Genomic DNA, 17,860 nt, shown 5'->3' on the forward strand with positions numbered 1-17,860 from the left:
GATACTACCTCCCTTTTACATTTCAAAAAGGTCTAGTAATGTATTTTTTGTTACATTATCATCTATATTATCTATTACCTTAATGTTTTTACCTTTAATTACTGCAATTTTCTTTACTTCTTCTTTTACTATAAATAAATCATGAGACACTATAACTATAGTAAGATTTAATTTTTCATTTAGCTTCTTTAAAATTTCATAAAACTCCTTTTGACCATTTAGGTCAATACCAACTGTTGGTTCATCAAGTATTAATATTTTAGGGTGTCTCATAAGAGCTCTACATATAAATACTTTTTGTTGCTGTCCTCCTGATAAGCTACCTATTAACCTGTCTTTAAACTCATAAATACCTACTAGTTTTAAGACCTTATATACTTCTTCTAAATGTTTTTTCTTTATTCTTTTAAATAAACCTATCTTAGGAGCTAAGTCCATTGCTACAACTTCTGTAACTGTGGCTGGAAAAGATGATGTAAATGAATTTGATTTTTGATTTACATATCCTATCTTTTCCCAATTATTAAAATTTTGAATATCTTTATTAAGTATTTTTATTTTTCCTTTAGTTGGATTGATCTCGTTTATTATAAGTTTTAATAAAGTTGTCTTTCCTGATCCATTTGGACCTATAATTCCTATATAATCACCTTGATTTACATTGAAGTTAACATTTTCTAGTACAGTTTTGTCTTCATATCCAAAACTTACATTCTTAAAATTTATTATATTTACCATAATTATTTACCTACTTTAAAACCATTTTAAGTGTCTCTAAATTTTTTTCCATTAATGATATATAATCTTCATTATTATTAAAATCATTTTTAGTTATACCATCTATGGAATATAAAATTGCTGTATCTATCTTTGCTTCACTTGCTATTGTCTGAGATACCTTTGGGTTTACAAGTCCGTCAAATAAAATATACTTTATATTATTTGACTTTGCATAATCAGTAAGCTCAGTTATTTTACTTATAGATGGTTCTTGATTTGGGCTTACTCCAGTTATAGAAATTTGATTTAACCCATATTCCTCACATAAGTATCCATATGCACCATGAGAAACTAATAAACTTTTACCTTTTACATCCTTTAAGTTACTATCGTAGCTGTCTTGTAAATCTTTTAATGATTTAATATAATTATTGTAGTTTTCTTCATAATAATCTTTATTTTCATTATCAACTTCTATAAGCATATTTTTTATGTTTTCACACTCTTTTATTGCATTATTAATATTTAACCACACATGAGGATCATATTCTCCATGTTTATGTACATTTTCTTCTTCACTATGATCTTCTTCATCATACTTAAGCTTTTCTACGCCATCACTTGCTATTACTATTTTCAAGTTATCTGATTCAGAAGCTATATTATCTGCAAAAGCATCTACTCCTAGTCCATTCTTTATAAGTATATTTGAATTTTGTATATCTTTAACCATCTTAGCACTTATTTCATAGTCATGTGGCTCACCTGATGGTGGTACTATATAATTTAAATCTATTTTATCTTTTCCTATGTTTCTGGCAAAATCATATAGTGGAAATATAGTTGCATATACCTTTACTTTTTCTTCTTTATTACCTAAATCTTCTTTACTTACTTTATTGTCTTTACATCCTATCATCATTATACTTATTAGTATTGTCATCATCGATATATATATCTTTTTCATTTATATCCTCCTTGAATTTAATTTCAAATATATTAATTATTAAAATTCTATTTAATACTACGTATATTATATATTAATAAAAATTATATATCCATACCAATATTTATTTTTAACCTTTACAGTTCATGTGATACTATTAAAGTTAATATATTGTGCATTTTTATTACATTTAAAACAAAAACAAGGTAAGCTATTTAGTAATAACTTACCTTATTTTTTATTTATATACTATATAAATTTTTTACTACATTTCATCAAAAGGCATCATATTTTGCATGTACATATTTTGCATATACATATAATAATTCATCCACATATCATTCATATCTTGCATTGTATTCATATATGGCATAGTGTTCATATATTGCATTGTATTCATATCTTGAACGGTATTTATATATGGCATATCTAATGATGGATATTTATCACACATATTTCCCATACATTGCATTGGTGTCATATCATACATTGGGCTAACATAAGTTGAACATAAATTACCTGAACAAAGGTCACAATCTTCAACGTACATTATATCTGATTGTTTAGATTTAGTTGTTGTATTCATGTTATTACAATTATTCATAGGCTTACATTCACAATTGCTCATAGGTTTATATTCACAATTATTCATAGATTTGCAGCCACAAGTTTTTTTCTTAGGTGGATTACATGTATAATCATACTCGTCATATTTACAAGAACAACTTGGTTTAGGTGAAGTACAATAATTAACTTTTTCTACTGGTTTCATACATTTTTCTATCGGTTTCATACATTTTGAGTCTTTTACTTTCTTATCACATTCATCTAATTTATTTTCACATTTGTTAATCATATCTTCACATTTTTTAGATTTAGATTCGTATTCTTTAATTTTTTCTCCTGCACTTTTATAGCATTCTAATGCTTTTTCATCACATTTCATTGCTTGATTATATAATTCTTTAGCTTGTTCGTTATAAGATTGTGCTTTTTCATATAGACATTTTGCACTTTCACAATTAGCTTCAGCTTCCTGTTGTATTTCTTTCCCCTGTTTATACAAACATTTAGCTTTAGCAGCAAGTTCTTCTGCTTTTTCCATTAATTCTTTAGCTTTGCACTCTGCTGCTTTTGCTTCTTTTTCAGTACAACTTGAATTTTGTAATAAATTATTAGCTTTTTGTTGTAATACTTTAGCAGATTGCTCACATTCCTTTGCTTGATTATAAGTTTCTGTAGCTTTGCAATCATACTCTAATGCTTTTTCAAATAATTCCTCTGCTTTTTTAGCTAAATTAACACATTTATCTACACATGTTATTTCATAATCCCCACATAAATCTTCTACGTATTTTTTAACTGGTTTTTTACATGGATTACATAAATTACTTGAACATGTGTCTGCTACTTTACATTGTTTAACTTGATTACAAGCATTGTTTTGAGGAGTGCATGAACAAGATTGTTTTTTTTTCTTTCTCATAATATGTCAAAACCCCTTTGCTGTATTTTTAAAATGACATAAGTATTACTTATGTTGTTTAATATAATTATATGAAAGCAAATTAAACTGGTTACTAATTATTTATCTTTTGTGTATTCTCTACTAATTTAAGGTATTTTTTGTTTTTTAATTTTAATTTTTTACTTTAACATATTTTATGAATTATAAAATTTGATTTATTACATAATCTATAAACAAGGCTTTACTAAACTTAAAGTATTGGAGTGATTTTATGACTTCTGATCAATTTAAAAATATGAAAGACGACTTAAGTGAATGTTGTTGTAAAAGCTGTAATGGTACTTCAGAGTTTGTTTCAAATTATCCTGTTTTATCTACTTTAATTGCATCAGGTGTAGTTTTATCTGCTGCAACTTTAGTTAGCCCTAAAGCTAGAAAAGTTTTATTTCCCGCATTTAAATATTTAGGAAAACAACAATTAAAATTATTTGCTGGTATAGGTATATTATCTGTTGCAACATATTTAGCTAATGACTCTATAGATGTTGATGATAATATAAGTACTCCTAATACTGAAAGTGAAGAAGAAATAATATTAAATGACTTTATTAAGTAAATTTTTAATAAATAAAAGGAATGCTCACATTTTGAGTCATTCCCTTTATTTTACTTTATTTAATTTAATGTAATTAGTATATCATCATAGTATACTCTAACATCTTTAATATTATAAATTTCTGTCTTTAAAGTATCTTGTATTAAGTTTTGTACTATAATATTTATAGTATAATCCTTTGTATATTCATTTAAATAATCTCTTTTCCACGATATTTTTTTTGATTCTTCATCATACTCATTTAACTCTATTTCTACTACACTATTTCCGACAATCTCTCCCTTTATAGGAAGACTATTAAAGCATTCTTTAGATATTGTATCTAATACTAAATTCACTTTTTCTTCTATACTATCATTTTCACTACACTTTACTTCAACTATTTTTGAAGGATCATCAAAGTCGATCTGGATAGGTATAGTTATTAAGTTACTTGATTCACTAGAAAATTTAGCTATTTTAGTTTTATCTAAGTCATCTATGCCACTTATATTACTATCACTTATTGTACATGCTGTATTGAACAAAATAGTAGTGCTTAAAAATATAGTTTTTAATAATTTATTCATAAGCATCCCTCATTGTATTAGTTTTTATACATTATACCATATCATTATGATTTTTTCTATTTTTTTACAATATATTAACTTTTTCGTCTTTTAATTTAATTAAAAATATAGTATTTTATTATAATCAAGTTATATTTAAAATTAAATAAATCTATTTATATGTAAATAAAATAGGCGTATTAATAACGCCTATTTTATAATATATTTTAGTATTAATTTTATAGTCTCTTCAATAGATTTTATATGAGTTCTTTCATATCCATGTGATGCGTATATACTTGGTCCTATCAAAGCAAATTTTGCATCTATCCCGGTACTCAAAGCTGATATTGCATCTGAACAATAGTTTTCATAAATATCTAATCTATAACTAATATCATTTTCTTTACATAAATAAACAAGATAACTTATAAGCTCATAATCATATGGCCCGTTAAAGTCTTTGCTACAGATACTAACGCTATCTTCTGTAGAATTTTGATTATCACCAAGGCATCCGAAATCTATTGCAATTAAATTTTTTGTATTTTCAGGTATAAGTGAAGATGCTCCATGTCCTACTTCTTCGTAATTTGTAAATAAAAAATTTATAGTATTTTTTATACTTATTTTGTTTAATTTTATATAATTTATAATATATAAAACTGCACCTAAAGCTGCTTTATCGTCTAAATATCTTGATTTAATAAATCCCGAACTTGTTATTTTCGTTCTTGTATCAAAGGATACTATATCACCTACATCTATACCTAATTTAATTACATCTTCTTTGCAATATAATTCCTCATCTATTATTATCTCATAGTTTTCTACAGTTCTTTCAACTTTATTAGCATCTTCTCCATATATATGAATAGACGGTTTTATGTTTTGTAATGTTCCTTCATATTTTTTATTATTTCTTGTGTAAATTATACAATTTTCACCTTCTACAGAGCTAATTACGTACTCACCTATTAAACTTATTCCTAATCGTCCATTTTCTTTTATTTCTTTAACGATTGCTCCTAAGGTATCTACATGAATTGAAAAAGTAGTAGTAAAATTATTTTCTTCTCCTTCTATCGTAGCTAATATATTGCCTTTATTTCCAACTTTAAATTCTACATCTAAAGATTTAAGAAAATTTACTATATATTCTTCAATTTGCTTTGTATATCCACTGGGACTTGGAATACTTAAAACTTCACATATATATCTATATAATAAATTGTTGTTCATATTACCTCCATGTATTATAAGTCTTCCTTTTCCCTAATTTATTATATTCATACAACTATATAATGTAACCCCTAGAATAATATATTATTGAATATAGTAATATAGTTAATGCAACTTTTTCAAAATACATAATTATAAAATACTTTTTATCTATTTTTATATTAGCACTGTATATATATGTTAAATTTGTTGTAAAAGATATACCAATAATAACGGAAAATATTCCTATTATGAACCTTGTATCATATAAAATGCTAAAGTTTATTAAATCTATAGTTGATATAGAATTATAAAGGCTTCTTATTATAGATTTGCTAATCAGTGAGGCATCTGGAAATTTAACTGTACTTATTATTGGATAAAATATTTGACTAAGAAATTCTATTACTGAATTATTATTAAAAAGTAAATCACCTAGAAAAAACACTACTATTAAATTAGATATTAATTTCATATTTAAATTTAATACATGTCCTAAATTTTCTATTATATTCAAATATTTTCATTCTCTTTATTTCTAAATGCTTATTTATTCCCTTTTTAAATTTATCCTTTTTATGTATACTTTCCTTATAATTTGTTTTTACATAATATGATTTCTTTATTTTACTTAATGGATATATTCTGCATAAAACCATATTACTTATTATTAATATTAATAATGATACTAAGATAAAACTTTTACTATTTAAGTTAAATTCTGAATATGTATAACTCATCATATAAAATGACATAGTTGAAAAATTTATTAGTAGTGTGTATAGTTCATTTAATCTAAGCTTTCCTTTAGAGTACATCAAATGAGTCATATAATATCCACAAAAACAATCTGTAAATAAATATATAAATATGATTATTAATGCTTTTCCACTTATCTTAAAATATTTTTTCATAATAGGATGAAAATAGGATTCAATAATTTCTAATAATCCATACTCTAATATAAATGGCATAAATACTGCACTTATTGGCAAAACTGTTATTAAATTTAAAACTACATCCTTTATTATTAATGGTGTATTATCATTTTGAAAGAATATATAATTATTACCATAAAATACATTTAATAATATAATTACACTTAAAATTCTAAAAGAAAATAAATTTTATTTTTATTATCTATAAATGATTTTATACTACCTATTATCATAAATAATATTATATATATTTTCAAAACTCTCTATAATTTAATTGAATTAAATCAGATATATGATATAAACATAGTTTGAGTTTGATTATTTATATTTATAGGTATGAAAAAAATTATGATTCCAATTATTGAGTAAAAAATCATTTTTAAAATATATAAGAGTCATTTTCATCTTTCTCATAACTTTTATTTTTATCTATTCCTTCCATTAAAATCACCTCTTACTAACTTTTCAACCTTAAAATTATATATCCTCCTTAAATAATAAATTTTATATCATTGCTTATATTGAATGTGATACGGTATAATACTATAAATAAAATAAATAAATAAATACGGTCTTTATAGAGGTGATATATTGAGCTTAGAAAAAAAAAATAAAACTATTTTAATTTTAACAGCACAATTTGGTGCAGGTCATATAAGTGCTGCTAATGCAATTAAAGATTACATAAATGAACATGATGATAATTATAATATAGTAATACAGAATTTTATAAATGCTAGCTTACCTAGAATTAATAAACCTATGGTCAAGATGTATGAGAAAAATACAAAGTATATGCCTGAGATTTATAATTACTACTACTATTTAAAGAAATCTTTTAATCCTAAGTATGATATTTCTCATATTATATATACACCAAAATTATCAGAGTACATACTAGATATAAATCCTGATTTAATTATATCTACATTCCCCTTAGCTGCATCTTGTGTATATAACTTTAATCTTAAACATGATCCTATTCCATGCATTACAGTTATTACTGATGTTGTTGATAGTTTAGAATGGATTTATCCAAATACAGATATGTATTTTGTTCCTAGTAAAGAAATAAAAAATAGATTGGTACGTAAAGGTATTACACCTAATAGCATTAAAGTTACAGGTGTACCTATAAATAAAAACTTTAATGTTTCTCAAAAGAAATATATACCTGGAAAATATAGACTACTTTTACTAGGCGGTGGTCGTGGATTATTTGATTTTGATGAGAACTTTATGCATTGGATAGATAACTTTGTAGGCATTAATAAAGATATATTGGAAGTTACCATTGTTGCTGGAAAGAATAAAAAACTTTACGAAAACCTAACAGAAAAAAAACCTTTAAGTAATGTAAAAGTTCTTGGTTTTGTCACAAATATGCATGAATTAGTAAAAGATTATGATTTAATGCTAACAAAGCCAGGTGGTGCTACTTTATTTGAGGCAATTCACTCAGAGACACCTATAATTGTAAAATTACCTAAGGTTGGTCAAGAGATTGAAAATGCTAAGTTTATTGTAGATAAAGGTATTGGAATCATTTATAATGATGATGAAGATCTTAAAGAAATTTTTGAATCTATAGTATCTAATAAGTTTAATTCAATAATTAAATTTATGTTAGAAAATATAGTCGACTTTAAGAAAACTATTCATCCTGAAAATATATATAATTATATATGTGAATTAATAGAAGATAAAAGTATTGAAAAATAAAAGGCGCTAATTTAGCACCTTTTATTTTTATTTATTAACTTTTTTATATTTATTTAAATTTATAACTATTCCTTCATTTTTACCATTAATACTACTTTTATTTGAAATTGATTTATCTACTGCTGTTTTTAAAATAATTTTATATATTGTGTATAATTCTATTCCACTAAATGTTATTAAACTTAATATTTCAATGCTATATCCATTGTTATAACCTAAAATTCCATAGTTTATAATTGAATAAAATCTTATAAATATTGATACTAGGAGCTGAAGTATTAAAGTACTTGTCAAAAAATCAAATTCATTCTCTAGTTTTCTCTTTCTTATAATAGTATTTATTTGTAAATTTCTACTGGAGTTTGTATTTAAAATATCTGAATAAATTTGACTAAAAATATTTCTGTTAAATAAATTTAATAATAATATAACCCCAGCACATAAGCCAATTAAATAAGTTATATAAGTATATATTTCTATTCCTGATTTGTGATATTTTGAAAAATAAATACATAATGTCATTGCTATCATTATACTTAATCCTGATACACTCACTCTATTCTGTCTATATTTTGTATATGAAGTATAACAAATTCCTGCTAATATTAAATAAAAAACGTAAGAACCAAATTTGTTCATTCCACTTATATAATATAAAATTATAGGCGATGCTATATAGATTGTAAAATCAATTAATAATTTACGTTTTATTTTTATCACTTCCTCTAGCAATAATTTTAAACTTAGTTTTTAGCATTTATTTTATATAAAAATAAAAGTTTGACTTTAACTTGTCAGAACTTTTTATCTATCAAATTTATCTCATATTAATCTATATGCTTTTAATTACTAAAAATTTCACCCCTATAATTATATTTTTGATAAAAAAATATAAGGCTAAAAGTATTATTACTTTGCCTTATATTCTTAATTAACTATTTTGTTACTCCGTTTATTGGATTAATATTTTCACCTTTTATTTTAACTTCAAAATGAACATGATTCCTGTAGAGTCTCCTGTTGTACCAACTTTTGAAATAACTTGTCCTTGCTTTACAATATCGCCTTCTTGAACTATATTATAATTATTATGTGCATATATAGTTGTTTTACCATCAAAATGATTTATTTTTACTACATTTCCATATCCATTTTGATATCCTGAAAAACTAACTATACCATCATCAATTGCTAATATATCAGTATCTTGTGGTGCTGGTATATCTATTCCTTTATGAAAGCTTTTTATATTAGTTATAGGATGTATTCTATACCCATACCCTGAGCTTATGTCCTTATATTCCTTTAAAGGCCATATTCCTTTTATAAAGTCTATACCTTCTGATGATAATTTCTCTGCTGCTTCTTCTTCTAAACATTTTTCTAATTGTACGCCTTCAATTAATTCATCTTGTAATTGTTTACCTAAAGTTTCTTTTTCTTGTTCCATATTATTTATATCAGATTTTATCGCTTCTTCTTCATCTGATATACTATCTTCTTGTATAAAACTCAATTTTACAATTTCTAATTCATTATCATCATTTAAATCATCTTGTCCATCATTTTTCAATTCTTGTTTCTTTGATTCTAATCTATTATTTAATTCATCTATTTTAGCCTTTAAATAACTTTGCTTTTCTTTATTCTCTATTAACATATCTAACTTATTTTCTTCTCCAAATGCATAAGACATTTTATTAATACTAACGGACATGACTAATAATAGTGATACAAATAAATGTAATATCACTTTCTTAAAATTTTCATCCATTTTTTATCCTCCTTTTACAACTATATATTAATATAGACTAATTATGTAAGTTTTATTCACTTTATTGTATTCAATGTAAAAATGACTACATTAAAACCAAAATTTAATGTAGTCATTTTCTAAATAAAATTAATATATATTCTTTTTATATTGCATATATAGTTTTCTTACTTCAACCATATTTTTCTTTAATTCTAATTGTAATTTTGATGCAGTTTCATAGTCTTCACCTTCGATAGCATCTCTTATTTGAGTAAATAAAGATTTTCTTGTTAATGTATCTTTCATTACATTGAATTTAATATCTGATATTGAATTCCATATAACTTCATCTAATGCATCCATGTTTTCTTTTGTATGTAATTTTACATAATTTCTTATTCTTGCTGAATAAGTTTTTATTATTCTATATTCTAATTCCTTTTTCCATTTATCTATTGATCCGACTTTAAATGAATTTATTATTTTATCAGTGAATACATCCCCTTGTTTTAATGCTTCTAATTTTTCTTCATATATTTCTAAGTTTCTTACATTTTCATATACTGTAGCTGGTGGTACTGAAAATCTTTCATTTAACTCTTCTTGAGTATAGTGTTCAAATACATCATTTTCATCTCTATAAGCTCTATTTTTATCTAAGTAAAAACTTTCTTCACCTATATCTTTTGATAATTCTTTTTCTAATTCTTTAGTTGTAAGTTTACTTTTTGCTACAGCCTTTATACCATGTAACATTGTTTGATAACATCCAGCTATTACTAAGTAAGCATTTGATAATGGATTAGGAGCTCTTAACTCAAATCTTAATGTTTTTGGATTTTCTGCATCTCTTACTAGTCCTACAAGTACAGATCTATTTCTTGATGGAATTTCATATGTATGACCTAGTGAAGTAACTATACAAACAGGAGCTTCAAATCCTGGCACTAATCTATTAAAAGCATCATTTGTTGATGTTACAAATGGATTTAATACTTCATAGTTATTAAGTATACCCATTAATGCACCATATCCAATCTCACTTAAATAGTCATCTTTCATATCTATTGGTGCAAATAAATTCTTTAGACTTCCATCTTTTAACCTAGCACTTACACCTACATGAGTATGTTTTCCACTGCCTGCTACACCATGTATTGGTTTTGCTTTAAATGTTACCTCTAAACCATTTGATGTAAATATATCTTCTATAACTTCTCTTACAACAAGTTCATTATCTGCAGCTTGAAGAGGTGATGCAAATTTCCAAGACACTTCTAATTGCTCCATAGCATGATTTGTTTTACCATCTATACTTATAGTACTTTGTATTCCTCCAACTTCTTTATGAGCCATCTCAGGACATATACCTTTAGCTTGAATAGTTATTAATGTTTTTTCTAAACAAGTTCTTATTAAACCATGAGTTCTTTTCCAATATTGTTCTTTTAAACTTTGAGATACTGATAATTCTTCTAGATCTGCTTTATCTTCTGGAGTATTCACCCAAAATTCTAATTCAGTAGCAGAAGTTAATAATATAGTATCAATTTCACTTACATCTTTAATTCCTATGTTGTTTATCATATGAGGATATTCATTAAATACTTCTAAAAGTGATTCTTTAAAATAAGTTTCAGCTTTTTGCAGCACTCCCCTTGAACATACATTTTTGTTATCGTGTATTAAAAAAGCAGGTATTTTTAATGTTCCTATTGGTAAATTAGTTTCTTCATCTATATGTTCTAAGTTATAATCAACATACCATCTACTACTTTCATCTGGCATTAAGTCAACTTTAGCATTATTTAAAGTTGCTATTTCGTAAAGCTCAACACTTGATCCATCAGTTTGAACTGCTGATGATAAGAAACTTTCTATATCATCTAAAAATAGTTCCATAGGTATTTTTTCATCAGTTGCATTTCCTCCCAAATCAACACCTACTAATGAAACAAATTTTATGTGTTTGTGTTCTTTAAGCAAAGACTTTAATTCATTTGCGTCAAATCTTTCTTTTTCTATTACATGTAGTAATTTACTCATTGATAACTCCCCCTTAAGATGCGCTTATGCTACTTTTTATTTTATTTTGTATATTTTTATTCGTTTTATTCTTTATAATATTATATATTAGAGTTTAAAAGTTCGCAATATTTTTATTATTCATTTCTTTCATCTATCTATTATACAACTTTTCTAGTTATATTTGTTGTTCTTTTGATAGTTATATTTCAAATTTTTATTATTATAGGGTATACTATTAATATAAAAACTTTTTTATTATTAATAAAATGCAAAGAAATTTAGGAGAGAAAGCTATGGAATATATAGTATTTGATTTAGAGTTTAATCAAGGTTTTGATAGATCTCTTAATAAAACTGTATCTAACGAAAGGTGTCCTTTTGAGATAATACAATTAGGTGCAATTAAGTTGGATTCTAACTTTAATATGATAGATACTTTTAATGCTTATGTAAAACCTGAGATATATAAAGATATTCATCCTTTCATACAAAAAATGACTAGCATTACTAAGGATGATGTAAAAAATGCTCAAGGTTTCCCTCAAGTATTTAAAGAGTTCAAAAAATTTATTTCTTCTAAGAAAGCTGTATTCGGTGTTTGGGGTACTGCTGACTTAAAAGAATTATATAGGAATGTAAGTTATTATGATTTACCATCAAAGTCTTTACCAAAAAATTATATTAATATACAAGAACATGCATCTAAATATTTTAATAATCCTTCTGGTAAAAGCATAGGGCTTCAAAATGCAATTTCAATACTTGGATTAAATCAAGATAAATCTTATCATAATGCTTTAAATGATGCTTATTATACTGCTCAAGTATTCATAAAAATAAATAATCCAAGCATAGTTCCAGATGTGTACATTTATACTCCCGTAAAGCCATCACAATCTAAAAGAAAATCAAAAAAAGAAGTTAATTACGATAAATTATTTAGTGAATTTGAAAAAATTTTAGAACGCTCTTTAACAAAAGAAGAGAAAAAAATAATAGATTTAGCATATAAAATGGGCAAAACAAATCAATTTTTAACAGAAGCTAAAGATTCTAAAGTAAATTATAAAAAAAGATAGGCGAAAACTTTAATAATTTTCGCCTTTTCTTTATACTAAACTAATTCTATTCTATTTTCTTCTTTAGCTTTAGCATCTCCTTTAATAACTTTTAAAGACTTTCCATCTTCTAATGCTGTAAATATTACTGGAGTTATATCTGATTTAGCATTTTTTTGAACATATTTAACATCCATTTTAGCAAGCTTATCTCCTGCTTTTACTTTATCTCCTGCTTTTACAAATACCTCAAATCCTTGACCTTTTAAATTAACTGTATCTATTCCCATATGTATAAGCATTTCTACATTATCATTGCTTCTTAATCCTATTGCATGCTTAGTATCAAATACCATTTCTACTGTACCACTTATTGGTGAAACAAAAACTCCATCAGAAGTTTTTACAGCAAACCCATCCCCCATCATTTTTTGAGAAAATACTTCATCTGGAACTTCAGATATATCTAATATTTCTCCATTTGTCGGACATACTATTCCTTTTAATTCTACTGTGTTTTTATCTTCTACAACCACATCTTTTTTCTTTTTAAAAAAATCAAATAATCCCATTTTCATTCTCCTCTGTATTTATTATTTTATTTCTTCTAATGTACACATAGCTGCTATCGCACCTTTTTTAGTAGTTGTGTCTGCAGCATATCTGTTACTAAAATCTAACATATCTTTTACTATTTTTTCATCTAATTTATCTATATTTTCTACAGTTACATTTTCTCTACCTAATTGATATAAAAATGACCCTATAAAAGAATCTCCTGCTCCTGTAGTATCTATTGCATCTACTTTTAATCCATTACTTTCTATAATATTCATATTTTTTGTTATAAATAGAGCTCCATTAGCTCCTCTTGTATATATAACTACCTTTACATTACCTACAAATAAGTTTTCTAGTGCTTTATTTTCATCTTTTATACCTGTTATAAATTCTAATTCTTCATCAGATATTTTAACTATATTACATAAAGGTAAAAATTCTAGAATTACATTTTTACAATCATTTTCATTTTTCCAAAGTGGTAACCTTACATTTGGATCAAAACTTATTATTGCCTTATTTTTTTTAGCAAGTTCTATAGCTTTTTTATGAGCATACTTCATAGGCGACTCAACTAAGTCTACTGAACAGAAATGTAATATTCCACAATCTAAAAACCAATCTTCTTCTATATTATTTTCTTCAAGTAATAAATCAGCACTTGGGTTTCTATAGAATGAAAAATCTCTATTGCCATCTTCTTTTAAAGAAACAAAAGCAAGCCCTGTATTAGCTTTATTCGTTCTTAATACATATTCTGTATTGACACTTGCATCATTAAGAACATCTATTATATGATCTCCAAAAGCATCCATTCCTAATTGTGATACAAAGTATGCGTTTCCACCTAGTTTTGCAACTGCAGCTGCAACATTAGCTGGTGCTCCCCCTGCAATCCTTTCAAATTCTGTAACTTCTTTTAGCATACAATTCTTTTTATTTGGTATAAAGTCTATTAATGCTTCTCCAATGGTCATTATTTTATACATATTTATATTCTCCCAATTCGTATAAATTAATTTTTATATCATTTAAATTACCCTTAAATTCTATATCATTATTTCTTTCTTTGCAATACATACGACTTGTAAATACTTCTTCTCCGTAATTTACAAATATTTCAACACTAGATTTATCTACAAATATTCTTAAACTTTCTAGCCTATCAATCTTAACTGCTCTTAATCTTCTTCCATATCCACTTTCTTTAAAGCTTAATTTTATTAATTTTTCATCATTATTATATTTTATATTACAGTCTGATTTTAAGTTTAATTCAAAGTTATCGATTTCACTATTAAATTTAACTTCAAGTTCATAAACATCGCCTTTTAACTCACTAAATTCTTGTATATTATTTAGATAATTTGTAATCTTATTTTTTCTTAACTTTTCAATTTCTTTTACTGGAAGTTGAAGTAATTTATTATTTACAAAAATTAATTCTCTAGGCATAGTTAATGCATGCATCCATCCATTTATATCTGTTGGATTTGTATAGTGATCTTTTTCTATATCTGGAAGACCCATCCATCCTATTAGTATAGTTCTTCCTTTTTCATCTACAAAAGTTTGTGGAGCATAGAAGTCAAAACCTCTATCTAGTTCAACAAATTCTCCAAAGGTAAATTCTCCTTTATCAAAATTCATATCACCTAAGAAATAGCCACTTTGATATATATTATTATACTTATATCCATCCTCTCTTATACCCTGTGGTGACATAGATAACATGTATTTGATATTTCCATTCTTAACATCCTTTAGCTTTATTAAGTCTGGGCACTCCCACATGTATCCAAATTTTTCCTTAGTAGTTATTGTATTTATATAATTCCAATCTTCTAAATTATTTGATTTATATAATAATATACATCCCTTATCTGTATTATCTCTAGCTCCTAATACCATATAATAACTATTATCTTTTTTTAATACTTTAGGGTCTCTAACATGACAAGTCATATTTTGTGGATAATCTATATTTTCTAATAAAACTTTTTTTTCACTAAAATTTATTCCATCTTCACTTGTAAACATCATTGTATTATGACCTCTACCAGAAGATATATAATCATGATTTCCTAAGTGTTTTACATTTCCTGTATAAAAAAAGTTTATTTTATCATCTTCTATAAATGCACTTCCTGAATAAACACCATGAATATCATAAATTGTGTCAGGAAAAATTACTGCCCCTCTATCTTCCCAGTTTATTAAATCTTTAGATACATATTGACCCCATAACTTTATTCCACCTTTAACTTCAAATGGTGAATATTGATAAAATATATGATACTCCCCTTTAAATTGACATAATCCATTAGGATCATTTAGCCAACCTATTGGAGGCATTAAATGAAACTTCAATCTAAACTCATCTTTATCAACTTTTGTTTTTTCATAACTCTTGTAAACTTCAAGTACTTTTGAAAGTTCTCTTTTTATAATACTCATATACAACCTCCTTTTTAATATATTGTTCTATATAAATTAAATTCATAACTAAGTAATATTTTTATGGTATCGTTCCCACCTTTTGATTATATATTACCACTTTAATATTGTAAACATTTTCAAAATATTTTATTAAATTTCATTTTTTCATTAAAATAAAAAAATCTAAACATAATTATGTTTAGATTTTTTATAATGCTATTCTTCTTCTTTTATACCAAATATCATAGTTAAAACTAATGATACACAAAATGCAATTGCAAACAATATTGCATAATGTAAAGGAGCATGTAAAGTAAGAAGTATTCCAAATATCCCTGTTACACCAGTACCTGTTGCACCTAATCCTACTACAGCTGCATATAAAGACGCACATGCTGAACCTATTGCTGCTGCAACAAACGGTCTCATATACCTTAAGTTAACCCCAAATATAGCTGGTTCTGTTATACCAAGTAATGCACTTAATGCCGCTGGCAATGCTAATGCTTTAGTTTTTGGATTTTTAGTTCTTAAAGCAACCCCTAATGCAGCTCCACCTTGAGATATGTTAGCTGCACAAGCAATAGGAACAAAATAGCTAAACCCAAATTGCGCCAATTGCCCGAAATCTATTATATTGTACATATGATGAAGCCCTGCAACAACAGTTGTACTATATACTCCACCCATTATGAATCCACCAATTCCATAAGGTATTTGTATTAGCCATTGTACTGCATCTAAAACTCCATTTTCTAAAACAACAAATATTGGTCCTATTATAGTTAAAGTTAAATAACCTGTTACAAACACAGTAACTAATGGCGTAACAAATAAATCTAACATTTCTGGTACTATTTTATGAAGTTTCTTCTCTATTGCACTCATAACATATACAGCTATCATTATTGGTATTACATGTCCTTGATAACCAATCATATCTATACTGTAAAGTCCAAACCAAACTGATTGAGTAGATTGTACACCTTCACTTGCTACTGTCCACGCATTTTGTAAGCTTGGATGTATCATTATCATAGCTATAACTGCACCTAAATAAACATTTCCACCAAATACTTTTGCAGCGCTATATCCAATTAATATTGGTAAAAAATTATATGCGGCACTACTAAATAAATCTAACATTACAAATAGTGATCCACTTGTATTTATATCTACATATCCACTAGAAGCTAAGAATTTTAAAGCTTCAACTATTCCCATCATTAATCCACAAGAAACTATTGCTGGTAATATTGGAACAAATATATCTCCTAATGTACGTATCGCTCTTTTTAATGGACTACCTTTTTTCGCAGAAACTTGTTTAACTTCTTCTTTTGTTGCTTCTTTTATATTTGCTATTTTAGCAAACTCTTCAAAAACTTTATTTACAATTCCTGTTCCAAATATTATCTGAAGCTGTCCAGCTGTTATAAATACGCCTTTAACTCCATCTATATTTTGAATTGCATCCTTATTTATAAGGCTCTCATTTCTAAGTACTATACGAAACCTTGTTGCACAGTGAGCTGCAGATTCTATATTTTCACTATTTCCTATGTTTTCTAAAATGCTTTTTGCTACTGCATTGTAGTTCATGTATACATCTCTCCTTTTTTTATTATTTTTTTTAATCAGTTTTTATGCCTAAAACATAGAATTACAACTTGAGGTATCGTTCCCATATAAATCATAAGGGAACGTTCCCTTACGATTTAATATTATATCTTACATCCCCTATTTAACAAAACTATAATTTACAATCTAAATAATTTATAATTAAATATTAACGTTGATAATAAATTTTTACTATAAGTAATTCATTTTGTTAAATAA

16 protein-coding genes are annotated in these 17,860 nt (G+C 25.6%); 3 read left to right on the forward strand and 13 right to left on the reverse strand.

Features of this window, described 5'->3' with window-relative positions:
- Nucleotides 1-15: 15 nt before the first annotated feature.
- The 3 genes from EIH23_RS07350 to EIH23_RS07360 all read right to left on the reverse strand — a co-directional run bounded on the left by EIH23_RS07350 (nt 16) and on the right by EIH23_RS07360 (nt 3,152).
- Nucleotides 16-738, reverse strand: a complete 723-nt coding sequence (locus EIH23_RS07350) for a metal ABC transporter ATP-binding protein (protein WP_122639571.1) — start codon at nt 736-738, stop codon at nt 16-18.
- Between the two features lie 10 nt (nt 739-748).
- Nucleotides 749-1,687 carry a metal ABC transporter solute-binding protein, Zn/Mn family gene (locus EIH23_RS07355; RefSeq protein WP_122639572.1) on the reverse strand — a complete coding sequence of 313 codons (939 nt, stop codon included), beginning with the start codon at nt 1,685-1,687 and terminating at the stop codon, nt 749-751.
- A gap of 244 nt (nt 1,688-1,931) precedes the next feature.
- Complete coding sequence (locus tag EIH23_RS07360; protein WP_122639573.1) at nt 1,932-3,152, reverse strand: hypothetical protein; 1,221 nt, start codon at nt 3,150-3,152, stop codon at nt 1,932-1,934.
- A gap of 253 nt (nt 3,153-3,405) precedes the next feature.
- Between EIH23_RS07360 and EIH23_RS07365 the strand changes: the two genes are divergently transcribed.
- The gene (locus EIH23_RS07365; protein WP_122639574.1) at nt 3,406-3,750 is read left to right on the forward strand and encodes a hypothetical protein; all 345 of its coding nucleotides are present in this window, start codon (nt 3,406-3,408) and stop codon (nt 3,748-3,750) included.
- A 59-nt stretch (nt 3,751-3,809) separates the two neighbouring features.
- Here the strand turns inward: EIH23_RS07365 and EIH23_RS07370 are convergent, their stop codons facing one another.
- From EIH23_RS07370 to EIH23_RS07380, 3 genes are all read right to left on the reverse strand, one after another.
- Nucleotides 3,810-4,319 (reverse strand): hypothetical protein, encoded by a 510-nt coding sequence (locus EIH23_RS07370; RefSeq protein WP_122639575.1) that lies wholly within the window; start codon nt 4,317-4,319, stop codon nt 3,810-3,812.
- 189 nt (nt 4,320-4,508) lie between these two features.
- Nucleotides 4,509-5,540, reverse strand: a complete 1,032-nt coding sequence (locus tag EIH23_RS07375) for a M42 family metallopeptidase (protein WP_122639576.1) — start codon at nt 5,538-5,540, stop codon at nt 4,509-4,511.
- A 55-nt stretch (nt 5,541-5,595) separates the two neighbouring features.
- Complete coding sequence (locus EIH23_RS07380; protein ID WP_122639577.1) at nt 5,596-6,036, reverse strand: hypothetical protein; 441 nt, start codon at nt 6,034-6,036, stop codon at nt 5,596-5,598.
- A 1,012-nt stretch (nt 6,037-7,048) separates the two neighbouring features.
- Here EIH23_RS07380 and EIH23_RS07390 point away from each other — a divergent pair.
- Nucleotides 7,049-8,179, forward strand: a complete 1,131-nt coding sequence (locus EIH23_RS07390) for an MGDG synthase family glycosyltransferase (protein WP_122639579.1) — start codon at nt 7,049-7,051, stop codon at nt 8,177-8,179.
- A gap of 27 nt (nt 8,180-8,206) precedes the next feature.
- On the opposite strand, the gene EIH23_RS07395 is transcribed toward EIH23_RS07390, so the two are convergent.
- The 3 genes from EIH23_RS07395 to EIH23_RS07405 all read right to left on the reverse strand — a co-directional run bounded on the left by EIH23_RS07395 (nt 8,207) and on the right by EIH23_RS07405 (nt 11,981).
- Complete coding sequence (locus EIH23_RS07395) at nt 8,207-8,899, reverse strand: hypothetical protein (RefSeq protein ID WP_122639580.1); 693 nt, start codon at nt 8,897-8,899, stop codon at nt 8,207-8,209.
- A 256-nt stretch (nt 8,900-9,155) separates the two neighbouring features.
- The gene (locus tag EIH23_RS07400) at nt 9,156-9,953 is read right to left on the reverse strand and encodes a M23 family metallopeptidase (RefSeq protein WP_122639581.1); all 798 of its coding nucleotides are present in this window, start codon (nt 9,951-9,953) and stop codon (nt 9,156-9,158) included.
- Nucleotides 9,954-10,082: 129 nt separating this feature from the next.
- The gene (locus tag EIH23_RS07405; RefSeq protein WP_122639582.1) at nt 10,083-11,981 is read right to left on the reverse strand and encodes a glutamine synthetase; all 1,899 of its coding nucleotides are present in this window, start codon (nt 11,979-11,981) and stop codon (nt 10,083-10,085) included.
- A gap of 275 nt (nt 11,982-12,256) precedes the next feature.
- Between EIH23_RS07405 and EIH23_RS07410 the strand changes: the two genes are divergently transcribed.
- Complete coding sequence (locus EIH23_RS07410; protein ID WP_122639583.1) at nt 12,257-13,042, forward strand: 3'-5' exonuclease; 786 nt, start codon at nt 12,257-12,259, stop codon at nt 13,040-13,042.
- A 35-nt stretch (nt 13,043-13,077) separates the two neighbouring features.
- Here EIH23_RS07410 and EIH23_RS07415 read toward each other — a convergent pair whose 3' ends face one another.
- The 4 genes from EIH23_RS07415 to EIH23_RS07430 form a co-directional block, all read right to left on the reverse strand.
- Entirely contained in the window at nt 13,078-13,593 is a 516-nt protein-coding gene (locus EIH23_RS07415) for a PTS sugar transporter subunit IIA (protein WP_122639584.1), read from the reverse strand.
- A gap of 21 nt (nt 13,594-13,614) precedes the next feature.
- Complete coding sequence (locus EIH23_RS07420; RefSeq protein ID WP_122639585.1) at nt 13,615-14,571, reverse strand: carbohydrate kinase family protein; 957 nt, start codon at nt 14,569-14,571, stop codon at nt 13,615-13,617.
- Nucleotides 14,564-16,039, reverse strand: coding sequence for a glycoside hydrolase family 32 protein (locus EIH23_RS07425; protein ID WP_122639586.1), 1,476 nt, complete (start codon nt 16,037-16,039; stop codon nt 14,564-14,566). Before EIH23_RS07425 ends, EIH23_RS07420 begins: the two co-directional genes overlap by 8 nt.
- Before the next feature lie 198 nt (nt 16,040-16,237).
- Nucleotides 16,238-17,623 carry a PTS transporter subunit EIIC gene (locus EIH23_RS07430; protein ID WP_122639587.1) on the reverse strand — a complete coding sequence of 462 codons (1,386 nt, stop codon included), beginning with the start codon at nt 17,621-17,623 and terminating at the stop codon, nt 16,238-16,240.
- Nucleotides 17,624-17,860: the final 237 nt, after the last annotated feature.

The organism is Romboutsia sp. Marseille-P6047, assembly GCF_900604535.1.
Lineage (GTDB): Bacteria > Bacillota > Clostridia > Peptostreptococcales > Peptostreptococcaceae > Romboutsia_E.

Excerpts from the sequence above, each read along its gene's own strand:
- EIH23_RS07420 (WP_122639585.1), bottom strand. The coding sequence starts at position 14,571 with ATGTATAAAATAATGACCATTGGAGAAGCATTAATAGACTTTATACCA.
- EIH23_RS07365 (WP_122639574.1), top strand. The coding sequence starts at position 3,406 with ATGACTTCTGATCAATTTAAAAATATGAAAGACGACTTAAGTGAATGT.
- EIH23_RS07350 (WP_122639571.1), bottom strand. The coding sequence starts at position 738 with ATGGTAAATATAATAAATTTTAAGAATGTAAGTTTTGGATATGAAGAC.
- EIH23_RS07430 (WP_122639587.1), bottom strand. The coding sequence starts at position 17,623 with ATGAACTACAATGCAGTAGCAAAAAGCATTTTAGAAAACATAGGAAAT.
- EIH23_RS07355 (WP_122639572.1), bottom strand. The coding sequence starts at position 1,687 with ATGAAAAAGATATATATATCGATGATGACAATACTAATAAGTATAATG.
- EIH23_RS07425 (WP_122639586.1), bottom strand. The coding sequence starts at position 16,039 with ATGAGTATTATAAAAAGAGAACTTTCAAAAGTACTTGAAGTTTACAAG.
- EIH23_RS07360 (WP_122639573.1), bottom strand. The coding sequence starts at position 3,152 with ATGAGAAAGAAAAAAAAACAATCTTGTTCATGCACTCCTCAAAACAAT.
- EIH23_RS07370 (WP_122639575.1), bottom strand. The coding sequence starts at position 4,319 with ATGAATAAATTATTAAAAACTATATTTTTAAGCACTACTATTTTGTTC.
- EIH23_RS07410 (WP_122639583.1), top strand. The coding sequence starts at position 12,257 with ATGGAATATATAGTATTTGATTTAGAGTTTAATCAAGGTTTTGATAGA.
- EIH23_RS07375 (WP_122639576.1), bottom strand. The coding sequence starts at position 5,540 with ATGAACAACAATTTATTATATAGATATATATGTGAAGTTTTAAGTATT.
- EIH23_RS07400 (WP_122639581.1), bottom strand. The coding sequence starts at position 9,953 with ATGGATGAAAATTTTAAGAAAGTGATATTACATTTATTTGTATCACTA.
- EIH23_RS07415 (WP_122639584.1), bottom strand. The coding sequence starts at position 13,593 with ATGGGATTATTTGATTTTTTTAAAAAGAAAAAAGATGTGGTTGTAGAA.
- EIH23_RS07405 (WP_122639582.1), bottom strand. The coding sequence starts at position 11,981 with ATGAGTAAATTACTACATGTAATAGAAAAAGAAAGATTTGACGCAAAT.